Source organism: Arthrobacter sp. NPDC080082 (assembly GCF_040686595.1).
GTDB lineage: Bacteria > Actinomycetota > Actinomycetes > Actinomycetales > Micrococcaceae > Arthrobacter.
Genome location: NZ_JBFBKQ010000001.1, coordinates 436,981 through 458,953 on the forward strand (window position 1 = coordinate 436,981; position 21,973 = coordinate 458,953).

A 21,973-nucleotide genomic window follows, 5' to 3' on the forward strand; every position below is an offset into this window, starting at 1 on the left:
ATTCCCCGCCGGAACAGAGTGGGTTCCGGTAGCGGGGCGCGCTAACGCAGGGTGGTGGCCGGTCCGCGGTAGCGGAGTGAACCGGACTAAGCTCCGGTTGCCTGGGCCGTGGGTGCCGTGTCAGGCAGGAGGTCTCCCCTGCGTTCCCCGGGTCCCTCGCCGGGGATTGAGTTGTGATGAGGTTTTCAATGGCGACTCCCCTCATAGGGGCCAGCCAGCATTGGCTGCCGGCCCTTTCTTCACTTCCACGGTACGGAGGCGGCCGGAAGGCGAACACGAGTAGCCGGTACTACAAAAAGGACCGAGTGATTACCTAGGCAAAGGTCCCCCGCCGGCCCCGGTCTGAGTAGTCGGCGGCCCGGGGCTACGCGGACCGAAATGCGGCTCTGACATGGGTATTTCCCGCTGACTACCTGTTGCTACGCGCGCTAGGGCCTTTAGTACCCGGCCAGCCTCCGGCGGGGCCCGTGAGTGGTGCCCAAGGGGCCGGAGCGACGGAGGGGAAACAAAAAAGCAGCACCCCCGCGATGCGGGGGTGCTGCTTCGAACGGGTACTGCTGCCGGGTGCTTACTGGTCCCGGCTTAGGAACCGGGCCGGCCGTCCGGCCGATTTACCTGAGGCTGAGCGCTTAGGCGTGCGCCTTGATGGCGGCCGCAAGGACCTCCAGGCCGTCGGTGAGCAGTTCATCGCTGATGACCAGCGGGGGCAGCAGGCGGATGACGTTGCCGTAGGTGCCGCAGGTGAGGATGATGACGCCCTCCTTGAGGCAGGCGGCGGCAACCGCCTTGGTCAGTTCCGGGTTGGGTTCCTTGGAGCCCTGCTGGACCAGTTCGACGGCAAGCATGGCGCCGCGGCCGCGGATGTCGCCCACCACGGAGCCCTCGCCGAGTTCGGCGGCGAGTTCGCGCAGCTTGCCGGTGGCGAGCTCCTCGATGCGGCGGGCACGGGCGTTCAGGTCGTACTGCTCCATCGAGCCGATCGCGGCCAGTGCCGCGGCGCAGGCCACGGGGTTGCCGCCGTAGGTGCCGCCGAGGCCGCCCGGGTGGACGGCGTCGAGCAAGTCGGCGCGGCCGGTGATCGCGGAGAGCGGCATGCCGCCGGCGATGCCCTTGGCCATGGTGATGATGTCCGGGACGACGCCCTCGTGGTTCACGGCGAACCATTCGCCGGTGCGGCAGAAGCCGGACTGGACCTCATCGGCGATGAAGACGATGCCCTTGTCCTTGGCCCAGGCGGCCAGGGCCGGCAGGAAGCCCTCGGCGGGAACGATGAAGCCGCCCTCGCCTTGGATCGGCTCGATGATGATCGCGGCCACGGACTCGCCGCCGATCTGCTTCTCGATCATGGTGATAGCGCGCTTGGCGGCCTCGGCGCCGGTGATCTGCGGGTTCTCCTCGCGGAATGGGTAGCTCATCGGCATGCGGTAAACCTCGGGCGCGAACGGGCCGAAGTTGGTCTTGTACGGCATGGCCTTGGCGGTCAGCGCCATGGTCAGGTTGGTGCGGCCGTGGTACGCGTGGTCGAAGGCGACGACGGCGTCGCGGCCGGTCGCGAGGCGGGCCACCTTGACGGCGTTCTCGACCGCTTCGGCGCCGGAGTTGAACAGCACGGTGCGCTTCTCGTGGTCGCCCGGGGTGAGCCGGTTCAGCTGCTCGGCGACGGCGACGTAGCCCTCGTAGGGGGTGACCATGAAGCAGGTGTGGGTGAAGTGCTCCACGGCCTCCTTCACAGCGCCGACGACGGCGGGGTCGGAGGCGCCCACGCTGGTGACGGCGATGCCGGAGCCGAGGTCGATGAAGGAGTTGCCGTCAACGTCCTGGATGATGCCGCCGTCGGCGTCGGCGACGTAGACCGGGACGCTGGACGCGACGCCGGAGGCGACGACGGCCTTGCGGCGCTCGGTCAGGGCGACGGACTTGGGGCCGGGGAAGTCGGCCTGCACGCGGCGCTTCTGCTCCAGGCGGTAGGTGAGTTCGTTGGCGGTGGTGGTCATTGCGGGGCCTTTCTCAGGGTGAAGTGGTCGGCAGGAGCCTGCGTTATGCGACAGCGCTAGGCAGCAGCGTTATGCGTCGAGCGCGCTCATGACGTGCTTAATCCGGGTGTAATCCTCGACGCCGTACATCGAGAGGTCCTTGCCGTAGCCGGACTGCTTGAAACCGCCGTGCGGCATCTCGGCGGTGAGCAGGATGTGGGTGTTGATCCAGACCGCGCCGAAGTCCAGGTCGCGGCTGACGCGCATCGCGGTGCCGTGGTCTGTGGTCCAGACGCTGGAGGCGAGGGCGTAGTCGACGTCGTTGGCCAGCTCGATCGCCTCGGCCTCGCTGCTGAACTTCTGCACGGTGATGACCGGGCCGAAGGTTTCCTTCTGCACAATGTCGTCGGTCTGCCTGGCGCCGGTGATGATGGTGGGTTCGAAGAAGAAGCCCTTGTCCCCGGCGCGGTGGCCGCCGGTTTCAATCCGGCAGTTCTCCGGCAGGTTCTCCACCACGGAGGTGACCGCGTTGAAGTGGTTGACGTTGTTCAGCGGGCCGAAGTAGTTGTCCTCGTCGTTCTGCGAGCCCGTGTGCAGGGTCTTGGTGTGCTCCACCATGGCGGCCACGACGTCGTCGTGGACGGAATCCTCGACCAGCACGCGGGTGATGGCGGTGCAGTCCTGGCCGGCGTTGAAGAAGGCGAACTCGGCGATCGCCGCTGCGCTCTTCTTAATGTCCGCGTCCTTGAAGACGATCGCGGGGGCCTTGCCGCCGAGTTCCAGGTGGGCGCGCTTGAGGCCCTTCGCGGCGCCGGAGGCGACGGCGATGCCGGCCCGGACGGAGCCGGTGATGGAGACCAGGCCCGGGACCTTGTGCTCGACCATCATGGCTCCGGTCTCGCCGGTGCCGAGGACCACGTTGAGCACGCCTGCGGGGAGGATTTCGCCCGCGAGGCGGGCCAGGACCAGCGTGGATTCCGGGGTGGTGTCGGAGGGCTTGAGCACCACGGTGTTGCCGGCGGCCAGGGCGGGGCCGATCTTCCAGATGGCCATCAGGAACGGGTAGTTCCACGGGGCCACCTGGGCGACGACGCCGATCGGCTCGCGGCGGATAAAGGAAGTGTGGCCTTCCATGTACTCGCCGGCGGACTTGCCCTCGAGGAGCCTTGCGGCCCCGGCGAAGAACCGGAGCTGGTCCGCGCCGGCGGCGACTTCCTCGGCGGCGATCAGCGAGCGGACCTGGCCGGTGTTGCGGTGCTGTGCCTCGACGAGCTCGTCGCTGTTGGCCTCGACGGCGTCGGCGAGCTTGAGCAGCATCAGCTGCCGCTGGCCCGGGGTGACGTGCTTCCAGCTGGCGAAGGCATCCTTCGCGGCGGTCATGGCGGCGTCGACGTCGGCCTGCACGGAGATCGGGGACTTCGCCACCACCTCGCCGGTGGCGGGGTTGACGATGTCCAGCATGCCGGTACCGGCGGGCGTGACGAACTCGCCGTTGATGAAGTTCTGCAAGGTTTGAACCACGGTGTACAACCTCTTTCGTGCTGGCCTGGGTCAGGCAGGGATGAGGGGATCGGTGACTGGTCCGAGCCTATGCCAGGGTGCTTGGGGGTGGAATAGGCAGCTGCACACCGGCCCGGCGGCACTTTAGTGCGCCTGACCAGCACGCGGCTATCCTGAATCCATGGCAATTTCTCTCGCCGCCCTGCTGGGGGTTCCGTCCCTGCGGCTGACGAAGGCCGGCCTGGCCGAGACCACCTGGCACCAGGACATCCACTGGGTGGCGGTGACCGAGCAGGAGGACCCGCAGCGCTTCCTCAACGGCGGGGAACTGGTCCTCACCACGGGCATGCGGCTCCGGTCCGCCCCGGAGCAGCGCCGCTTCGTGCGGCAGGTGCAGCGGGCCGGCGCGGTGGGGATCGGCTTCGGCGTCGGCCTCACCCACGAAACGGTCCCGCCGGCCCTGGTGGCGGAGGCCAACCGCTGGGGGCTGCCGGTGGTGGAAGTTCCCTATGAGACGCCGTTCATCGCCATCGGCAAGCTGGTGGCGGACGCCCAGTCCGCGGACCATTACGCCAAGCTGGAGCGGCTCATTGCCGGGCACCAGATCCTGGCTAGGGCGCTGCTCACCGGCGGCGGCCTGGCCGAACTGCTCAAGCACCTCGGGACGATGTTGCGCACCGACCTGGTCCTGACCCAGTTCACCGCGGAGCTGTACAACAGTGCCCCGGGCGGCCCCTCCCCCAGCACCGACGGCTGGGCGTCCTACCCGATCCCCACCGGGCGCCGGGACGCCTGCACCCTCTGGGTGAAACAGCCCTTCGAGGACACCGGGATCATCGGCTACGCCCAGAACCTGATCAGCGTCGAACTGAACAACATGGTCAAGCAGCGGCAGGCGCAGCGGGCCCTCGCCGGCCAGGTGCTGGAGGATGTCATCCACGGCACGCTCGAGCCCACCGAGGCCGCCCGCCGGCTCGCCGGGATCGGCGTCGACAGCACCCGCAAAAACGTGGTGCTGCTGGCGGAGTCGCCTGCCCACGCCAAGCAGCTGGGAAGCTCCTCGCTGCCGCAGCCGCTGCGTGCCGCCGTGACCGCCGTGGTGGGCAAGGATCTGGTGGTGGTGGTCGCCGACGACGGCAGCGGCGCCAGCGCCCTGGCCCGCAACCTCAGCGACCACCTGGCCGAGGCGGGTATACACGCCACGATCGGACTGGGCGGGGCGTACACCAAACCGAACGGGCTGCGCTGGAGCTACTTCGAGGCCCGCGAGGCTGCCAGCCACGGGCTTCCGGTTAACGAACCCGAACGGCTGAGCCTGACCTCGCTCCTGCTGGCCAGCGAGGACGTCCCGCTCGCGGACATGGCCAACGAGTCTCTCAACCCGCTCCGGCAATTCGACGCCGCGCACGGGGCGGAACTGATGACAACACTGGAGAGCTACCTGAACAACAACGGCTCCGTGGCCGCGGTGGCCGAGGAGCTGACCCTGCACCGGAACACGGTGCGCTACCGCCTGGCCCAGATCACGGACCTGACCGGGTACGACCCGGCCCAGACCGCGGACCGGGTCCAGCTCTGGCTGGCCCTGGCCGTGCAGCGGCTCAGCGCCCGCCACCCGCGCTAAAGCCCACGCTCCACCGCCTGGCCGTTCTTCGGTCCGGACGCCGCCGGATCGACGCCTGCCTGCACAGCACAGCGGGGCCGGATCCGGCGCCGGGAAGGTTCCCGAGCCGGGTCCGACCCCGCCGTGGTGGTGCCGTGGAAGGAAGGTACTGCTGAGCGGCTAGGAGCGGCCGAGGCCCTTGAGGACGTTCTTGGGCCGCTGCATCTCGCCGTGCTTGGCGCCGAGGACGATCACCCAGCCAGCGAAGACCGGGATTGCCCACTGCAGGATCTTCAGCTGCTGCTGTGCGGAGCGGAGTTCCTCGGAGGCGCCCGGCTTCGGTTCGGTGGCACCCTCGGCACCTTCGGCGGCGAGCTTCTCCACCTTGGCGCCCTGCATGCCGGCGTAGAGGGTGACGCCCGCACCGGCGGCGGTCACGATCGACTTGTAGATGCTCAGCCGGGTGACGCCGTCCTGCTTGGCCATCCGGCCTTTGTTCTCCCACATGATGGCCAGGCCGGAGAGGAAGTGCGCGCCGAAGGCGGCGGTCTGGTACGGGGCCCACTTCTTCCAGCCGAGGCTGGAGAGGCGGGTGCGCTCGGAAGGGTCCTTGGCCTCCGCGGTGGCGCCATTGAGTCCGATCGCGCCCATCAGCGAGCCGCCGAACCAGGCGCCTGCGGTCAAGTCGTGGATGGAGCGTGCAACGAGGTTTCCTGCCATGATGAGCTGTCCTATCGTCTGTCTGCGGGTCCGGGCCGGCACGGCCAAGGTTCAACCATGCCCCAGCACATAGTAAGCACACTTACCAACAAGTGTGAAGTCCGGGACAGGCGGTGGCCCGGGGTCTGTCGGGACGCGGGCCGGCCACCGGGGGCGGCGTCCGGCGTGAACCCTCCCGGCGCGTAAACTCAGGGCCATGACACAGCGGGCGGACGGGGTGCGCGGCGGCGGCGCGGAGCCGGACGCCGACGGCGGACTCGAGGGAGCCGTCGACGTGGCCGAGGCCGCCTCAAACAGCCGGGTGCTCGACGTCGTGGCCCGCTGGGGATTCGCGGTGATGGCCCTGCTGCACATCGTCATCGGCGCGATCGCCGTCGCCCTGGTCCTGGGCGCGCCCGGCCAGGCCGAGCCGACCGGCGCCATCGAACAGCTTGCCGACAACCCGTGGGGCCCGGCGGTGATGTGGTCCGGGTTTATCGGCTGCGCGGGTCTCTCGCTGTGGCAGCTCAGCGAGGCCACCCTGCGGGCCCGGCACCTGCCGCGCGGGGAGCGCCTGGGCAAGCTGGTCTCCTCCGGATTCCTGGCCGTGGCCTACGGCAGCGTGGGCTGGACCTTTGCGAATTTCGCGATCGGGGTCCGCAGCGACTCGGGCGATACCACGGCCGCCTTCAGCGAGGACCTGATGAGCCGCCCACTCGGCGGCCCGCTGCTGATCGGTCTGGGCCTGACCGTCGGCGGGATCGGCGTGTACTTCGTGGTCAAGGGACTGGGCAAGAAGTTCAAGGAGGAGCTGCGGCACTTCGAGGGCACCCACCGCGGCCACCTGATCAGCGGCCTGGGGGTGGCCGGGCACGTCGCGAAGGGCGTGGCCCTGATCCTCACCGGCCTGCTGTTCGTCATGGCCGAGGTCACCGATGACCCCGCCTCCTCCACCGGGCTGGACGGGAGCCTGAAGGCCCTCCAGCACCATCCGTTCGGCCCGTTCCTGCTGCTGGCCATCGGCGCCGGCTTCATCGCCTACGGCCTGTTCGCCCTGATCCGGGCCCGCTTCGGGAGGATGTAGCCCGGACCGGGCTGCCGGTCCTCAGCGCAGCGGCACCACGTTGCCCTCCTGGTAGAGCAGGGCGCGGATCTCAGACTCGGCCGAGTCCAGCCGCTTGGGGTCGATGGTCTCCCCCGCGGCGAAGTGATCCAGCAGCCGCGGGTCGACGTAGCTCTTGCGGGCGATCGAGGGCGTGTTGCCGAGGACAGCGGAGGCGTCCACCATGGCCCGGCTCACCGCCCGCTTCCGTGCCGAGACCTTGGGCTGCGGACCGCTCCTGGCCAGGCTCACCGCGGCCGCGACGGTGCCCCGGAGGGTCCGGAAGTCCTTGGCGGTGAAGTCCCCGCCCGTGCGCTCCTTGACGTAGTCATTGATTTCGGCGCTCGTCACCGGGTGCCAGCTGCGGCCGTTCTTGTAGGCGAGGAGGCGGGCGTTGCCGCCGCGGCGCTTGAGCGAGCGGACGACGGCGGCCAGGTCGGCGTCGTCGATGCGGGACTCCCAGGTCTTGCCGCTCTTGGCCGGGAAGGTCAGGCGCAGCTCGTTTTTGCGGACGGTAACGTGGGCGCAGAGCAGGGTGGCGAGGCCGTGGCTGCCGTTTTCGTTCGTGTAGCGCTCCGAGCCGACCCGCAGCGAACCGCTGTCGAGCATCCGGAAGGCAGCCGCAAGCACCCGCTCCCGGGTCAGGCCCTCGGACCGGAGGTCCAGGGTGACCCCGCGCCGCGCGGAGGGCAGGGTCTCGGCGAGCTGGAGCGACCGATCGAACTTCACCCGGTCCTTCCGCTCCCGCCAGGTCGGGTGGTAGATGTACTGCCGGCGGCCGACGGCGTCCACACCCGTGGCCTGGATGTGCCCGTTCTCGTACGGGGCGATCCAGACGTCCGTCCAGGCCGGCGGGATGCCGAGGCCTTCCAGCCGGTCCCGGAGCTCCCCGGGCGGAATGGTGGAACCGTCCAAGTCCTTGTAGCTGAACCCGGAACCGGAGGGCACGCGCCGGTAGCCGCGGCCGGAGGCGTTGCTGCGGCGGAGCCTCACCGGAGCGGCCCAAGCGTCGAGTGTGCATTCATGACGGTAAGCCTACTGACTATCTGCCCGGAATGCCGCCACTGTGGACGCGGTGTTCCCTAGACCTGCGCCGCCACCCCGCCTCGGGAGATCTCCACCATCTCGTCACGGGGGACCACCTTGATGCGTTCGCGCCGGAGGCCCGTGTCCGCAGCGCGGCCGCCCAGGTCCCGCTCGTGGGCATCCAGCGCCAGCCATCCCTCCCAGGTGGTAAAGCCGGTGCCGCGGCCTTCCAGCAGGGCAACGATGGCGTCCGGGGCGGGTGCCGGGGCGGCCGGCAGGGTTACCCAGTCCTCGAGCAGGAGGGTAATGGTCTCGAGGGCGTCGCCCTTGGTGTGGCCAATCAGGCCCACCGGGCCGCGCTTGATCCAGCCGGTGGCGTAGAGGCCCGGCACGTGGGTGCCCGCGGCGTCCAGCACCCTGCCGCCGTCGTTCGGGATCACTCCCTTGCTGTGATCGAAGTCCACCTCGGGGAGGGCCGAGCCGAAGTAGCCGATGGCGCGGTAGACGGCCTGGACCGGGTAGTCGACGAACTCGCCGGTGCCGCGGGCGTTGCCCGTGCCGTCGAGTTCGGTCCGTTCGAACCGGACCCCGGCTACGCGGCCCGGCGCCGACGCGTCGCCTGTTTTGTCTCCGAGCACTTCCACCGGGCTGTGCAGGAAGTGCAGGTGCAGCCGGCGGGACGCCGTGAGTTCGGACAGGTCCTCCGGCTGCTCGGCGATCCAGTTCGTCAGCGTGCCCACCATGGTCTTGATCTGGTTGTTGGACTGGATTGCCTCGTCCGAGGCCTCGTCGAACTCGAAGTCCTCCGCATACAGGACGATGTCCACGTCCTTCGAGTGCGAGAGTTCGCGCAGCTCCAGCGGGGTGAACTTCACCTGGGCCGGGCCGCGACGGCCGAAGACGTGCACGTCCGTGACCGGGGAGGCCTTCAGACCCTCATAGACGTTGTCCGGGATCTCGGTCACCAGGAGGTCATCGGCGTGCTTGGACAGGATCCGGGCCACGTCCAGGGCCACGTTGCCGTTGCCGATCACCGCGATCTCCTTGGCCTCCAGCGGCCACTCCCGCGGCACGTCCGGGTGCCCGTCGTACCAGGAGACGAAGTCGGCGCCGCCGAAGGAACCCTCCAGGTCGATGCCCGGAATGTTCAGGTCCGCGTCCTTAATCGCGCCGGTGGCGAAGATGACCGCGTCGTAGTGCGTGCGCAGGTCCGCGAGGGTGAGGTCCGTACCGAAGTCGACGTTGCCGAAGAAGCGGATGTCGCCCCGGTCCAGAACCTTGTGCAGGGCGTTGACGATGCCCTTGATCCGGGGATGGTCCGGGGCCACGCCGTAGCGGATCAGTCCGTAGGGCGCCGGGTACCGGTCGAAGAGGTCGATGCTGACGGTGAGCGCGCCGCTGGTGACGGCCTCGCTCTTGGTCAGGATGTCCGCGGCGTAGACGCCGGCCGGACCGGCGCCGATCACGGCGACGCGGAGCGGACGGGCGGGGGTTCCTGCGGGGAGGGTTGCTGACACGGCTGTGTTCCTTTGGTTCGGGCGGTGGCTGGTGCCGGGCGTGCCTAGGGGGCGGGGACGCGCGGGGTGTTCGGGGAGGTGGTGCTGTAGTCCGCGGTCTTGAAGTGGGGCGGGGCGTAGGGGCTGACCCGGACGACGTCGCCGATGACCACGACGGCGGGGTTCGCCACCCCGGCGGCCTCCGCCTGGTCCGCGATGGTCCCGAGCGTCCCGATCGTGACCCGCTGGTTCGGCAGGTAGCCGTTCTCCACGATGCCAACCGGCGTTGCTGCGGGCAAACCCGCCGCCGCAAGGGTGGCCGCGGAGTCGCGCAGCCGCCCGACACCCATGAGCAGGACGACGGTGTGGTCGGCCCGGGCCGGCACCTCGGCGAGTTCCTCGTGGCCGGTGACCACGCTGAAGCCCCTGGCCAGGCCGCGGTGGGTGACCGGGATGCCGGCGGCGGCGGGGACGGACACCGCTGACGTCACCCCGGGGACCAGTTCGACGTCCACGCCGTGCTGCCGGCAGTATTCGGCTTCCTCGCCGCCCCGGCCCAGGACGTACGGGTCGCCGCCCTTGAGCCGGACCACGCGGTGGCCGGCCAGTGCCTCGGACACGAGGATCCGGTTGATCTCGGCCTGCGGGACGGGGTGGTGGCCGGGGGTCTTGCCGACCTCCACCACGCGGACGTCGGGGGCGAGTTCGTCCAGCAGTTGCCGGGGCCCCAGCCGGTCGGTGACGACGACGTCGGCCTGTCCCAGGAGGCGCCGGCCGCGGACGGTGATCAGGCCGGGGTCGCCGGGGCCGCCGCCCACCAGGGCGACGGAGCCGGTGGCTGCGTCCGTCTGAACGCGGTGGCGGCGCAGCGGCAGGTCGCCGGTGTCCAGGGCGGTGGCGACGGCGTCGCGCAGCGCCATGGCCCGGCGCGGGTCTCCCCCGGCGTTGATGGCGATCTTGACGTCGTCCACGACGGCGACGGCGGGGGTCCAGGCGGCGGACGCCTCGTGGTCGGAGGCGTTGACGCACCAGGTCCGCTGCGCCTCGGCGTCGGCGGCGACCTGTGCGTCAACGGCCGGATCGCCGGTGGCGGTCTGGATGAACCACGCGCCGTCGGCATCGCCGGAGCGGTAGGGCCGGGCCTTCCAGGCCAGGAGCCCGGCGTCGGCCAGCTCCCGCACCCCGGCCCCGGCCTGGGGGGCGACGATCGTGACCCGGGCGCCGGCGTCCAGCAGGCCCTTGGCGCGGCGGGCGGCGACTGGGCCTCCGCCGACCACGAGTACGGGGCGGCCGAGCAGGCGCAGTGCCGCGGGATAGATGTCCTGGATGGTCATGCGTCGAGGGTAGGGCGGGTCCGGGCGGGCCGACCAGCGGCCGGGAAACACCGGTTCACGCGAGGTCACGGGGCGTCATCTGTGCTGTCATCTGTGGTCCGTCATCTCTGGTCCGTCATCCCTGGTCTGGCGGAGTCAGCGGGTACTGCCGGCCAGGAGCCCCCGGCGGCGGAGCAGGTGCTTCTCCACGGGGGCGAAGACCAGCAGTTCCACCAGGATGCCGATGGCGAGGATGAGCAGGATCGCGGCGAGGACCACCGTCATGTCCGCGAGATCGCGGCCCTGGTTGAGCAGGGAGCCCAGGCCGAAGCCCATGCTGCCGCCCACGGTGATGATTTCGGCGGCCATCAGCGAGCGCCAGGAGAAGGCCCAGCCCTGCTTGAGCCCGCCCAGATAGCCGGGGAGGGCGGCGGGCAGGATGATCCGGAGGGTCAGGTCCAGCCGGGAGGCGCCAAGGACGGAGCCGACGCGGCGGTACTGCGGCGGGATCTGGTCGACGCCGGAAATCAGGCCGTTGATGATCGACGGGATGGCGCCCATCAGGACCACGAAGTAGACGGTGGCGTCGCTGAGGCCGAACCAGATGATGGCCGCCGGCACCCATGCCACCGAGGGCAGCACCTGCAGTCCGGAGATCAGCGGCCCGAAGGCGCGCCGGAGCGGGGCCACCTGGGCGAGCAGCAGGCCCAGCGGCGTCGCGATGAGCACGCTGATGACGAACCCTGCGGCGCCGCGCTGCAGTGAGGTGGCCACGGCCTGTTGCAGGGTGGCCTCGCCCCAGAGGGCACCGAGCTGCCCGGCGACGTCGAGCGGACCGGGGACCAGGTCGCGGCGTTTGATGCCGAGCCAGACGTACGCCTGCCAGGCCAGGAGGAGCACGGCGAGCGCGGCCACCGGCAGCAGCACCCGTGACCAGTCGATGCGGGCGGTCCGGGCGGCGGCGGACTGCAGTGAGTCCAGGCCGGCCTCCAACTGTCGGAGGTCCTCGACGCCGGGACGGAGAGACTTCTCCCGGGCGGCGGAAGGGAGGGTGGCGGCTTCGGGGGCGGCGGCCGGGGCGGCGGTGTGGCTAGTGGGCATGGCGGCGGATCTCCTCGCGTAGCCGGGCGGTGATGGCGCTGGTGAGCTGTCCGGCCAGTCCGGGGTTGGTGCGGTGTTCCGCGGTGACCTGCCACTCCTGGACCACCCGGCCCGGGCGGGAGGAGAGCAGCAGGACCCGCTGGCCCAGCCGCACCGCCTCGCCGACGTTGTGGGTGACGAAGATGATGGTCCGGCCGGTTTCGTGCCAGACGCGTTCCAGTTCGTCGTGCAGCAGGTCCCGGGTGATGGCGTCGAGTGCGGCGAAGGGTTCGTCCATCAGCAGCAACGGCCGGTCCTGGGCCAGTGCCCGGGCCAGGGCCACGCGTTGGCGCATGCCGCCGGAGAGCTCGTGCGGGCGTTTGCCGCCCGCGCCGGAGAGGTGCACCAGGTCCAGCAGTTCCCCGGCCGTCCGGCGGCGTTCCGCTTTCCCCACGCCGCGGAGCGTGAGGGCCAGTTCGACGTTTTCCCGGGCGGTGAGCCAGGGAAACAGGGCCGCGTCCTGGAACATGAACGCCGCCCCGTCGCTGGGCACCTCGAGGGCGCCGGTGGTGGGAGCTTCCAGCCCGGCGATGATGTTCAGCAGGGTGGATTTTCCGCAGCCCGAGGCTCCCAGCAGCGCCACGAACTCACCGGCGCCGATGCTGGCGTTCACGCCTTCCAGGACGGGCGCGCCGTCGTCGAAAGTCTTTCCGAGGTTTTCCAGCAGTACCGGCATGAGGAGGTCTCCCTTGGTTGCGGTGGGGGCCGGGGCGGTCAGTCCTTGCCCAGGCCCCGGGCGGACACGTGGGTGGCGGAGACGGCGTTGAGCGCCGTCAGGTCGAAGATGCCGGTGATGTCCGCGGGTTTGGTGATGCCCGCGTCCGCCCCGTCCTGGAGCAGCTTCGGGTAGGTGCCGGCGAGTGGGTCGACAGTGAAGACGATGTTCTGCAGGGAGCGGTCCACGACGTCGGCGGGCAGCTCGGCACCGCCGGCGTCCTTGAGCGCGGCGTTCAGGGCACCGGCCTTCTCCTCGGCGGGGGCGTGCTGCAGCCAGTCCACGGCCTGGACGTGGCCCTTGAGCAGGGCCTTGACCGTGTCCGGGTGGGCCGCGGCGTAGGCCCTGTTGACGATCAGCACGGTGGTGGGGAACTGTCCCGGGGCGCCGGACAGCGAGCCGTCCCACAGATCCTTCTCGTCCACCAGGACCTTGGCGCCGGCCTGCAGCACCAGCCGGGACGCCCAGGGTTCGGGCAGCCAGGCGCCGTCGAGCTTTCCGGCCTGGAACAGTTTCAGGGTCTGGGCGTTCTCGGTGGGGTTGATGGTGACGTCGCCGCCGCCGTCGGGGCTGACGTGGAAGCCTTGTTTGCCGAGCCAGGCCCGGAGCGCCACGTCCTGGGTGCCGCCCAGCTGCGGGGTGGCGAGCGTCTTTCCGCGCAGCTGGTCCGGGGCGCTGATCTCCGGACGTACCACCAGCTGGGCGCCCCCGGAGGCGGCACCGGCGACGACGCTGATGGATTCGCCCTTGCTCTTGACGAAGGAGTTGATCGCCGGGCTGGGGCCAATGTAGGTGGCGTCGATGGCGCCGGCGTTGAGGGCCTCGATGGCGGCGGGGCCGGCGTTGAAGACCTGGGTGCTGAGCCTGGTCTGGCCGAGGCTTGCGGCGATGAAGCCCTTGCTGACGCCGATCAGGGCGGCCCCGTGGGTGATGTTGCCGAAGTAGCCGAGTTTGAGTTCGGCCGCGGGGGTGCCGCCGACCGTGCCGGCGTCCGGGGCCGGGCCGCGCCCGCGGCTGACGGTGGAGGCGACGGCGGCCCCGGCACCGATCAGGAGCGCGAGCCCGACGGCGAGGCCCACCTCGAGGCCGCGGCGGCGCTGGGTTTTGTGGTGCCGGGAGGGGCCCGGTTCACCGGCAACGATTCGGGTGGTCCCGGGCTGTGAGCTTGTCATGGCTTCACCCTAGGGAGCCGTCCGAACCGGGTTCAATGGTCCGGAAACCGGGGGTCACGGGGGTTCACGCGGCGTCACACAGCGCGCCGCAACGGGCAGGCGTCAGTCCTCGGGGCGCGTAGGGAAGCTCGGTGAATAGCGGGTCCAGAGGCCGAAGTAGCGGCGGCCGCTGCGGACCAGGGCGACGGCGAGGTACCCGACGGCGGCGAGCGCGCCGAGCCCGACGGTGACCGGCGCCGGGGCGGTCAGGGTTCCGGCGACGGCGGCGGTCAGGAGGCCCGCGAGCGCGGCGTTGACGGCGGCGATGAAGACCATGCTGCTGCCCAGGAACTGGCTGGCGTGCCTCCGGTTGCGGAAGAAGAAATAGGTCTGCTCGGAGCCGGGCCGGTCGTCGTGCGGGGAGGACATCAGGTACGGCGCCAGTCCGGGGTCCAGGCCGAGGTACCCGGCCCGGATCCGGTTCATGGCGATCACGTACATCAGGTCCTCGATGCCGACGTTCATGACGCGGACCTGGGTGAGGACTCCCACCAGCGTCACGAAGCCAAGGACCGAGAGCTCGAACACCGGGAACAGCCCGGTGAACCCCGTCGCCTGGCCCACCAGGGCCAGGCTGAGCAGCCCGGCGGAGGTCAGCGTGAGGAACATGCTGATCCGGGTCAGCACCTCGCTCTGGGTGGTGCTTCGGGAGGCCAGCAGGCTCCAGTGTTCGGTGGCGAGCAGTTGCGCCCGCACCGCGGGCGGCGGCCCGGCGGGTTCAACGGCGTGGCCGGGTTCGGGTCCAGGGCCGCGCTCGGGCGCAGGGCCGGGGTCCGGCGCTGGGGCCGGGGTGGGAGCCGTGTTCTCCGGCATGGCGCCCATTGTCCTCCGCCGGTTTGGCGGCGGCTAGGGCCGTTGGGCGCCGCCTCCGCCGAGGCTCAGATCGGGCCTCAGATCTGGTTCAGATGCTGGCTCAGATGCTGTAGCGCTCGTCCTCGTGGTCGCCAGGGTGGTCCCGGACCAGTCCCGCGGCGAGGGTGTTGCCGTCCCGCGGGTCGATCACCAGGAACGCACCGGTCCGCCGGTGGTGCTGGTAGTTCTCCAGCGGCAAGGCGGCGGCAAGCCGGAGCTGGGCGTGGCCGATGTCGTTGAGTTCCAGCGTGGAGGCCGGTTCCACCCGGAAGCTGCCGAGGTCCAGCCTGCCGGTAACGTTCCGGACCAGGGCTTGGACGGTGCAGGTTCCGTGTTTGACCAGCACCTTGGCCCCCTCCCGCAGCGGCGTCGGGGACAACCAGCAGAGCGCGGCGTACAGGTCGGCGGTGGACCCGGACACCGTTCCGGCGGCCGCGATCGTGTCGCCGCGGGCGACGTCGAACTCGTCCGCCAGCCGAAGTGCCACCGACTGCGGGGCCACGGCTTCCGTGAGCTGCCGGCCGGCGAAGTCGATTCCGGTCACCGTGGTGTTCCGCGGCGCCTGCCCGGGCGTCAGGACGGTGACCGGGTCGCCGAGCTTCACGGCGCCCTCGGTGATCTGGCCGGCGTAGGCCCGGTAGTCGCGGTACGCGCCGGGGTTGAGGCCGCGGGCGAGCGCGTCGGGGGCCAGCGCCCCCTGCGGCCGGACCACCAGCTGGACCGGGAAGCGGAAGCTTTCCAGGTGGGTTTCGATTTCGTCGGCGGCCGGGAGGGTCTCGAGGATCTCGAGCAGCGCCGGTCCCCGGTACCAGGGGGTGCGTGCGGACCGGTCGACGACGTTGTCGCCGTCGAGCGCGGACACCGGAACCACCAGCAGTCCGGAACCGTCCCCGTCCCCCAGCCCCAGTTCGCGGCCCACGTGCTGCACCTCGGCCTCGATGGCGCGGAAGACGTCCTCGCTGAAGTCCACCAGGTCGATCTTGTTCACCGCCACTATCACGTGCGGCACCCGCAGCAGGTGCAGCACGGACAGGTGCCGGCGGGTCTGTTCCAGGACACCCTTGCGGGCATCGATGAGGACCACGACGGCGTCGGCGGTGGAGGCTCCGGTCACCGTGTTCCGGGTGTACTGCACGTGCCCGGGGCAGTCGGCGAGGATGAAGCTGCGCCGGTCGGTGGCGAAGTAGCGGTAGGCGACGTCGATGGTGATGCCCTGTTCCCGCTCGGCGCGCAGCCCGTCGGTCAGCAGGGCGAGGTCGATCCGCTGCCCTCCGGCCTCCCCGTCCGCCGCGCCGAAGCCGCGGTCCGCGGAGGTGCGGGCGACGGCGTCGAGCTGGTCGGCGAGGATGGCTTTCGAATCGTGCAGGAGCCGGCCCACCAGGGTGGACTTGCCGTCGTCGACCGAGCCGGCGGTGGCGAAACGGAACAGCGAGGCGGAGGCGAGACCCAGGTCTGCGGCGGCGGCATCCTGGGTGGCGGGAATGGTGCTCATTAGAAATAGCCGTCCTTCTTGCGGTCTTCCATGGCGGCCTCGGAGATGCGGTCATCGGCCCGGGTGGCGCCACGTTCGGTGATGGTGGAGGCGGCAACTTCAATCACGACGTCGCGCACGGTGGCGGCGGCGGATTCGACGGCGCCGGTGCAGGACATATCCCCGACGGTGCGGTAGCGGACCGTCTTGGTGAGGACCTGCTCGTCGGTGCGGGGTTGCGAGACCTCCCCGACGGCGCGCCACATGCCGTCGCGGGCGAAGACCTCTCGCTCGTGGGCGTAGTAGAGCCCCGGCAGGTCGATGTTCTCGCGTTCGATGTAGCGCCAGACGTCCAATTCGGTCCAGTTGCTGATCGGGAAGGCCCGGACATGTTGACCCACGGTGTGCCGGCCGTTGTACAGGTTCCAGAGTTCCGGGCGCTGGTTGCGCGGGTCCCACTGGCCGAACTCGTCGCGCAGGCTCAGGATGCGTTCCTTGGCCCGGGCCTTGTCCTCGTCCCGGCGGCCGCCACCGAAGACGGCGTCGAACCGGTTGCTGCTGATCGCGTCCAGCAGCGGGACGGTCTGCAGCGGGTTGCGGGTGCCGTCCGCGCGCTCGGCCAGCTCGCCGGAATCGATGAACTCCTGCACGGAGCCCACCACCAACCGGAGGCCCAGCCGCTCCACGGTCCGGTCCCGGAACTCGATCACCTCCGGGAAGTTGTGCCCGGTATCCACATGCAGGACCGGGAAAGGCACCTTGCCAGGCCAGAACGCCTTGGTGGCCAGGTACAGCATCACCACAGAATCCTTGCCCCCGGAAAACAGCAGCGCGGGCCGCTCAAACTCGGCAACAACCTCCCGGATGATGTGGATCGCCTCAGACTCGAGTGTGTCGAGGCTGGAAAGACGTGCCGGGGCTGCGACGCCGATTACTGCCCCCGATGCCGCCAAATTCAGGCGACCCGACCGCAGAGCCGCAGCGGCAGATGCCGCCCCGGGAGTCGCATCCAAGGCAGCGGCCGAGGGACCCGACGCGAGCTTGCGAGCGTTGGGAAGGCCGCTGCCGCTGTCGGAGCCGCCCGCATCGTCCGAAGGACGCATGCCGCGCGGCGAAGGGGCGGGGGCGGCATCTGCCGCGGAGGCGGAGGCGACAAAGGACGCGGCCTCGGAGGCGGTGGTGACCGTCGTCGTGCTCAAGTTGCTCATACGTGTAGTCCGCATTCTGTCTTGTCGGTTCCGGCCCAGCGGCCGGCGCGGGGGTCCTCGCCGGGGGCGACCTGGCGGGTGCAGGGCTGGCAACCGATGGAGGGGTAGCCCTGTGAAAGGAGCGGGTTGACGGGCAGGAGGTTCTCCTCCGAGTAGGCCACCAGTTGGTCGAAGGTCCAGGCCGCCACGGGGTTGACCTTGACCAGGCCGTTGGCTTCGTCCCAGGTCACCAGCGGGGTGTTGGTGCGGGTGGGTGCCTCGTCGCGGCGGACGCCGGTGAACCAGAGTTCGTAGCCGGCCAGGGTGCGGTGCAGCGGGGCGACCTTGCGGAGCGCGCAGCACTGGGCGGCGTCACGGGCGAAGAGGTCCTTGCCGAGGATCCGGTCCTGCTGCTCCACGGTGGTTTCCGGGAGCACGTCCACGACGGTGACGCGCAGGTTCGCGGCCACCTCGTCGCGCGTGGCGTAGGTTTCCGGGAAGTGGTAGCCGGTGTCCAGGAAGAGCACGTCGACGCCGGGGATTCGTTCCGCGACGAGGGCGGGCAGGACGGCGTCGGCCATGGAGCAGGCGACGGCGACGGCGGGCCGTTCGAAGGTGCGCGCCACCCAGCCGATCACGTCGCCGGCCGGGGCGTCCCAGCCGAGTTCGGCGGCCCCGGCCGCGGCGAGGGCCTTGAGCTCCTCGCGGCTCCGGAGGGAGGGCCCACGGCCACCGAGGTCCCCGGCCGAGGGCCCCGACTCGCGAGGGCCCCGGTCCGAGCTTGCGAGGACAGGGAGCGAGTTGGGACTTGCGAGGTTGGGTTGTGGCTGGGGAGCGGTCACTGCAGGTCCCCTTCGTCGGCGGCGAAGGCCCATTCGGCGAAGCTCTGGCCGTCGGTACGGGTGTCGGCGAATTTTCGCACCACCCGCTCCACGTAGTCGGGCAATTCGTCGGCGGTGACCTTGAGGCCCCGGACGGTGCGGCCCAGGCCCGCCTCCTCCCGGTCGGTGGAGGCGAGTCCGCCGCCGAGGTGGACCTGGAAGCCGGGCGTCGGGTCGCCGTCGGGCGTGGGAAGCATCATGCCCTTGAGGCCGATGTCCGCCGTCTGGATGCGGGCGCAGGAATTGGGGCAGCCGTTGATGTGCAGGGACAGCGACTCCGGCAGTTTCCCGGCGTCGACGAGGTCGGCGAGGCGTCGCTCCAGTTCGGCCACCGCCGTCGCCGCCGTCGCCTTCGTTTCGACGATCGCGAGCTTGCAGAATTCGATCCCGGTGCAGGCGATGGTGCCCCGGCGGAACACGGACGGGCGGGCGGAGAGGCCCAGGGCGTCGAGCTCGGCCACGAGTGGTTCCACCTGGTCGCCGGGGACGTCCAGGACCACGAGCTTCTGGTGGGGGGTGGTCCGCAGCCGCCGCGAACCGCGGGATTCGAGGGTGTCGGCTAGGGCCACGAGCTGGCTGCCGGAGAGGCGGCCGGCCACCGGAGTGGCGCCGATGAAGAACCTGCCGTCCTTTTGTTCGTGGACGCCGATGTGGTCGCCGGGGGTCGCCGGCTTGGGGGCGGCCGGGCCGTCGCTGAGCGCGTAGCCGAGGTATTCGTCCTCGAGGACCCGGCGGAACTTCTCCGGACCCCAATCGGCGAGCAGGAACTTCAGCCGGGCCTTCGTGCGCATGCGCCGGTAGCCGTAGTCGCGGAAGATGCTGGTGACTCCAAGCCAGACGTCGGCGGCCTGGTCAGGGCGGACGAAGGCGCCGAGGCGCTTGCCGAGCATCGGGTTAGTGGAGAGCGCGCCGCCCACCCAGAGATCGTAGCCGGCGCCGAGTTCAGGGTGGACCAGACCCACCAGGGCGACGTCATTGATCTCGTGCACTACGTCCTGGCTGGGGTGGCCGGTGATAGCCGTCTTGAACTTGCGCGGAAGGTTGGCCAGCTCCGGGTCGCCGATGAAGCGCTCGGCGAGCTCCCGGATGAGCGGGGTCGGGTCGATGACCTCGTCCTTGGCGATCCCGGCCACCGGGGAGCCCAGGATCACCCGGGGCACGTCGCCGCAGGCCTCCGTGGTGGACAGCCCCACCGCCTCGAGGCGGCGCCAGATCTCAGGGACGTCCTCGACCCGGATCCAGTGCAGCTGGATGTTCTGGCGGTCCGTGAGGTCGGCCGAGTCCCGGGCGAAGTCCACGGAGATGCCGCCGATGACGCGCAGCTGCTCGGTGGATAGGGCGCCGCCGTCGATCCTGACCCGGAGCATGAAGAACTTGTCCTCGAGCTCGTGCGGCTCCAGGGTGGCGGTCTTGCCGCCGTCGATCCCGGGCTTGCGCTGCGTGTAGAGACCCCACCAGCGGAACCGGCCATGCAGGTCGGTGCCGTCGATAGAGTCGAAACCGTGCTTGGCGTAGACCGTTTCGATCCGCTCCCGCACGTTCAGGCCGTTGTCTTCCTGTTTCCAGGTTTCGTTGGCGTTCAGCGGCGCGGTGCCGTCCACCTTCCACTGCCCGTGGGGCTTGGCGGCGGGCCGGCCGGGCCTGGCGGCGCGGGCCGAACGGCCGCCGGCGGTCTGGTCCTGGGGCGCTCCGGCTAGAGCTGTATCAGTCATGGCTCGACTGTAGGGGCGGCCCGAATCGGCCGACAACGGGTCAGAAACGCGGGGTCACCGTGGGCAACAATTCGTCATACGCGGACCTTAGGACGCGGCCACCGCGGCGTCGTAGCGGTCCAAGGCGATCCGGGCCAGGTCCGGGGAGGGCAGCAGCGGCGCGGTGACCAGGTCCGCCCCGGCCTTGGCGAGCTGGTTGTGGAAGAACCCGGGCGCCAGCAGGTAGGACGCGATCACCACCCGGCCACCGAGGTCGACGGCGCCGGCGGACGCCCCGGCCCCCGCTCCCCCGGCCGCCTCCTCGCGCAGCATTGCGACGGCTTCGGGAACCGACGGTTTCGCGGAGGCTCCGTAGGCGGCGACGATCCGGTTCGAGCGGAGGTCCCGGAGCTGACCCACCAGTTCTTCGACGTTGTCCGCGGCGGTGGGGTCCGAGGAGCCCGCCGCGGCGACAATCACGGCGTCGTTGTCCGTCACCCCCGCCTCCCGCAGCCGCCGGTCAAGCAGGGCGGCGAGGCGGGGATCCGGCCCCAGCGGCGCCGCCGCCACCGTGCCGGGGCGGCTGCCCACGGCGCGGGCGATGTCCACCTTGACGTGGTAGCCGATGCTGAGCAGCAGCGGCACGACGACGGCGCTCCGACCGGCGGGGAGCCCCGCGACGACGTCGGGCAGGACGGGCTCCTGGACGTCGACGTAGGCCTCAAGGACCTCCAGTCCGGGACGGAGGGCGGCGATGGCGGCGCGCAGGGCGTTGACTTCCGCGGCGCCGTCGGGGTTGGCGGTTCCGTGGGCGCAGGCGATCAGGAGGGGGCTATCCATAGCCGCTAGCGTAACCTTGGAGCCGCCCCTCCGCCCCGCCGAATAACCAGGACCGCCATGACCTTTTCCTTCAGCCTCGTCCTGGTGTGGTTGGACCTGGCCGGTGTCTTCTTCTTCGCGGTGTCCGGATCGCTGCTGGCGGCGCGGAAGGAATTCGACATTGTCGGCTCCCTGCTGCTGGCCTCGGTGGTGAGCCTGGGCGGCGGCGTCATCCGGGACATCATCATCAACAATGGCTCCCCGGCGGCGTTCACCAACCCCGCCTACCTCGCTCCCCCGCTGCTGGCGACCGTGCTGGTGTATTTCCTCTACTCAAGCGTCCAGCGGTTCACCTCCCTGCTGGTGCTCTTCGACGCCGGCGGCCTGGCCCTGTTCTGCATCACGGGCAGCCTGAAAGCCCTCGCCGCGGGGATGCACCCGGTGGCCGCGGTGCTGCTGGGTGTGACGACGGCGGTGGGCGGCGGCCTGCTGCGCGACATCACCGCCAACGAGGTACCGCAGCTATTCGACCCCGGCGACCTGTACGCCCTGCCCGCGTTCGCCGGCGCCGGACTGACGGTGGCGCTGTCCGTGACGGGCTCCTTCAACCCGGTCACCGGGCCGGTGGTGGCCGCCCTGGTTTTCGCGTTCCGGGTCACCGCGTGGCGGCGCCGCTGGCGGGTTCCACTGGCCGTGCGCGGCTGGCACCGGCTGGGCCTGGGCCGGGCGGGGAGAGGGCCCTCGGATTAGCTAGGATATGAAGCATGACTGACATGTTCCTCGAGAAGTTCCGCGCGCTTGTTCCGAAATATCTCGAAGACGAATGGCAGGAAGCGGACGGCCTGTCCGAGCAGGAGCTGGACGAGGCCCTGGCCGAGCACCAGTTCACCATCCCGCTGGTTCTCCGCGAGTTTTACCTGGCCCTCGGCGGCTGCGAGGACCTGATGGAGGCGTACCACTACTTCTGGGATCCCGAGGAACTCGAAGTCGACGACGAGGGCTTCCTGATGTTCCTCGAGGACGAGGAAGAGCAGTTCACCTGGGGCTTCCGCGTGGGCGACCTCAGCGTCCCGGACCCCATCGTGTACCGCCGCAACAACGCCCGCGGACAGTGGAAGAGCGAAGAGGGGACCTTCTCCGAGTTCGTCTTCGACATGTTCGAGTGGGCCTTCAACGACGACGACGAGGACTAGCCTCCCGCCGTCTGCGTCCCTCCGGGGGCGCATTGGCTGCCAAACCTCCCCACCTTTGGCAGCCCCCGCCGGAGTGTCGCACCGCCAGGCCGGTGTTGACG

General features: G+C 70.3%; 19 protein-coding genes. 4 read left to right on the forward strand and 15 right to left on the reverse strand.

From position 1 onward, the window contains the following. Window positions 1-629: 629 nt before the first annotated feature. Both gabT and AB0O44_RS02040 read right to left on the reverse strand, forming a co-directional pair. Window positions 630-1,994 (reverse strand): 4-aminobutyrate--2-oxoglutarate transaminase, encoded by a 1,365-nt coding sequence (gabT, locus tag AB0O44_RS02035; protein WP_290256034.1) that lies wholly within the window; start codon window positions 1,992-1,994, stop codon window positions 630-632. A gap of 69 nt (window positions 1,995-2,063) precedes the next feature. Continuing rightward, complete coding sequence (locus AB0O44_RS02040) at window positions 2,064-3,494, reverse strand: gamma-aminobutyraldehyde dehydrogenase (RefSeq protein WP_364133579.1); 1,431 nt, start codon at window positions 3,492-3,494, stop codon at window positions 2,064-2,066. A 160-nt stretch (window positions 3,495-3,654) separates the two neighbouring features. Between AB0O44_RS02040 and AB0O44_RS02045 the strand changes: the two genes are divergently transcribed. Then, window positions 3,655-5,097 (forward strand): PucR family transcriptional regulator ligand-binding domain-containing protein, encoded by a 1,443-nt coding sequence (locus tag AB0O44_RS02045; RefSeq protein ID WP_364133581.1) that lies wholly within the window; start codon window positions 3,655-3,657, stop codon window positions 5,095-5,097. A 159-nt stretch (window positions 5,098-5,256) separates the two neighbouring features. Here the strand turns inward: AB0O44_RS02045 and AB0O44_RS02050 are convergent, their stop codons facing one another. Further along, window positions 5,257-5,796, reverse strand: coding sequence for a hypothetical protein (locus AB0O44_RS02050; protein ID WP_364133584.1), 540 nt, complete (start codon window positions 5,794-5,796; stop codon window positions 5,257-5,259). Window positions 5,797-6,133: 337 nt separating this feature from the next. Between AB0O44_RS02050 and AB0O44_RS02055 the strand changes: the two genes are divergently transcribed. Continuing rightward, window positions 6,134-6,859 carry a DUF1206 domain-containing protein gene (locus AB0O44_RS02055; RefSeq protein ID WP_364134652.1) on the forward strand — a complete coding sequence of 242 codons (726 nt, stop codon included), beginning with the start codon at window positions 6,134-6,136 and terminating at the stop codon, window positions 6,857-6,859. 21 nt (window positions 6,860-6,880) lie between these two features. On the opposite strand, the gene AB0O44_RS02060 is transcribed toward AB0O44_RS02055, so the two are convergent. The 12 genes from AB0O44_RS02060 to AB0O44_RS02115 form a co-directional block, all read right to left on the reverse strand. Then, window positions 6,881-7,870 (reverse strand): DNA topoisomerase IB, encoded by a 990-nt coding sequence (locus AB0O44_RS02060; protein ID WP_364133587.1) that lies wholly within the window; start codon window positions 7,868-7,870, stop codon window positions 6,881-6,883. An 89-nt stretch (window positions 7,871-7,959) separates the two neighbouring features. Further along, window positions 7,960-9,420: an FAD-dependent oxidoreductase gene (locus tag AB0O44_RS02065; protein ID WP_364133589.1), complete on the reverse strand. Its 1,461-nt coding sequence runs from the start codon at window positions 9,418-9,420 to the stop codon at window positions 7,960-7,962. 44 nt (window positions 9,421-9,464) lie between these two features. Beyond that, complete coding sequence (gene cobA / locus AB0O44_RS02070; protein ID WP_364133592.1) at window positions 9,465-10,733, reverse strand: uroporphyrinogen-III C-methyltransferase; 1,269 nt, start codon at window positions 10,731-10,733, stop codon at window positions 9,465-9,467. A 135-nt stretch (window positions 10,734-10,868) separates the two neighbouring features. Next, window positions 10,869-11,813: an ABC transporter permease gene (locus tag AB0O44_RS02075; protein WP_364133594.1), complete on the reverse strand. Its 945-nt coding sequence runs from the start codon at window positions 11,811-11,813 to the stop codon at window positions 10,869-10,871. Next, on the reverse strand, window positions 11,803-12,528 hold the full coding sequence (locus AB0O44_RS02080) for an ABC transporter ATP-binding protein (protein WP_364133597.1): 726 nt from the start codon (window positions 12,526-12,528) through the stop codon (window positions 11,803-11,805). Before AB0O44_RS02080 ends, AB0O44_RS02075 begins: the two co-directional genes overlap by 11 nt. A gap of 38 nt (window positions 12,529-12,566) precedes the next feature. Further along, on the reverse strand, window positions 12,567-13,739 hold the full coding sequence (locus tag AB0O44_RS02085) for an ABC transporter substrate-binding protein (protein WP_364133600.1): 1,173 nt from the start codon (window positions 13,737-13,739) through the stop codon (window positions 12,567-12,569). A gap of 102 nt (window positions 13,740-13,841) precedes the next feature. Beyond that, on the reverse strand, window positions 13,842-14,591 hold the full coding sequence (locus tag AB0O44_RS02090; RefSeq protein WP_364133603.1) for a hypothetical protein: 750 nt from the start codon (window positions 14,589-14,591) through the stop codon (window positions 13,842-13,844). Window positions 14,592-14,691: 100 nt separating this feature from the next. After that, entirely contained in the window at window positions 14,692-16,122 is a 1,431-nt protein-coding gene (locus AB0O44_RS02095) for a GTP-binding protein (RefSeq protein ID WP_364133606.1), read from the reverse strand. Continuing rightward, window positions 16,122-17,033 carry a sulfate adenylyltransferase subunit CysD gene (gene cysD, locus AB0O44_RS02100; RefSeq protein ID WP_364134655.1) on the reverse strand — a complete coding sequence of 304 codons (912 nt, stop codon included), beginning with the start codon at window positions 17,031-17,033 and terminating at the stop codon, window positions 16,122-16,124. The genes AB0O44_RS02095 and cysD overlap by 1 nt, the downstream gene beginning before the upstream one ends. A 272-nt stretch (window positions 17,034-17,305) precedes the next feature. Beyond that, window positions 17,306-18,130: a phosphoadenylyl-sulfate reductase gene (locus AB0O44_RS02105; RefSeq protein ID WP_364133609.1), complete on the reverse strand. Its 825-nt coding sequence runs from the start codon at window positions 18,128-18,130 to the stop codon at window positions 17,306-17,308. Beyond that, entirely contained in the window at window positions 18,127-19,881 is a 1,755-nt protein-coding gene (locus AB0O44_RS02110) for a nitrite/sulfite reductase (protein WP_364133612.1), read from the reverse strand. Before AB0O44_RS02110 ends, AB0O44_RS02105 begins: the two co-directional genes overlap by 4 nt. 87 nt (window positions 19,882-19,968) lie before the next feature. Next, complete coding sequence (locus AB0O44_RS02115) at window positions 19,969-20,700, reverse strand: CbiX/SirB N-terminal domain-containing protein (protein WP_364133615.1); 732 nt, start codon at window positions 20,698-20,700, stop codon at window positions 19,969-19,971. A 57-nt stretch (window positions 20,701-20,757) separates the two neighbouring features. On the opposite strand from AB0O44_RS02115, the gene AB0O44_RS02120 reads away from it, so the two are divergent. Together AB0O44_RS02120 and AB0O44_RS02125 are read left to right on the forward strand one after the other, a co-directional pair. Continuing rightward, window positions 20,758-21,429 (forward strand): trimeric intracellular cation channel family protein, encoded by a 672-nt coding sequence (locus AB0O44_RS02120; RefSeq protein WP_290256051.1) that lies wholly within the window; start codon window positions 20,758-20,760, stop codon window positions 21,427-21,429. A gap of 14 nt (window positions 21,430-21,443) precedes the next feature. Beyond that, window positions 21,444-21,872, forward strand: a complete 429-nt coding sequence (locus AB0O44_RS02125; RefSeq protein WP_290256052.1) for a hypothetical protein — start codon at window positions 21,444-21,446, stop codon at window positions 21,870-21,872. Window positions 21,873-21,973 lie beyond the last annotated feature (101 nt).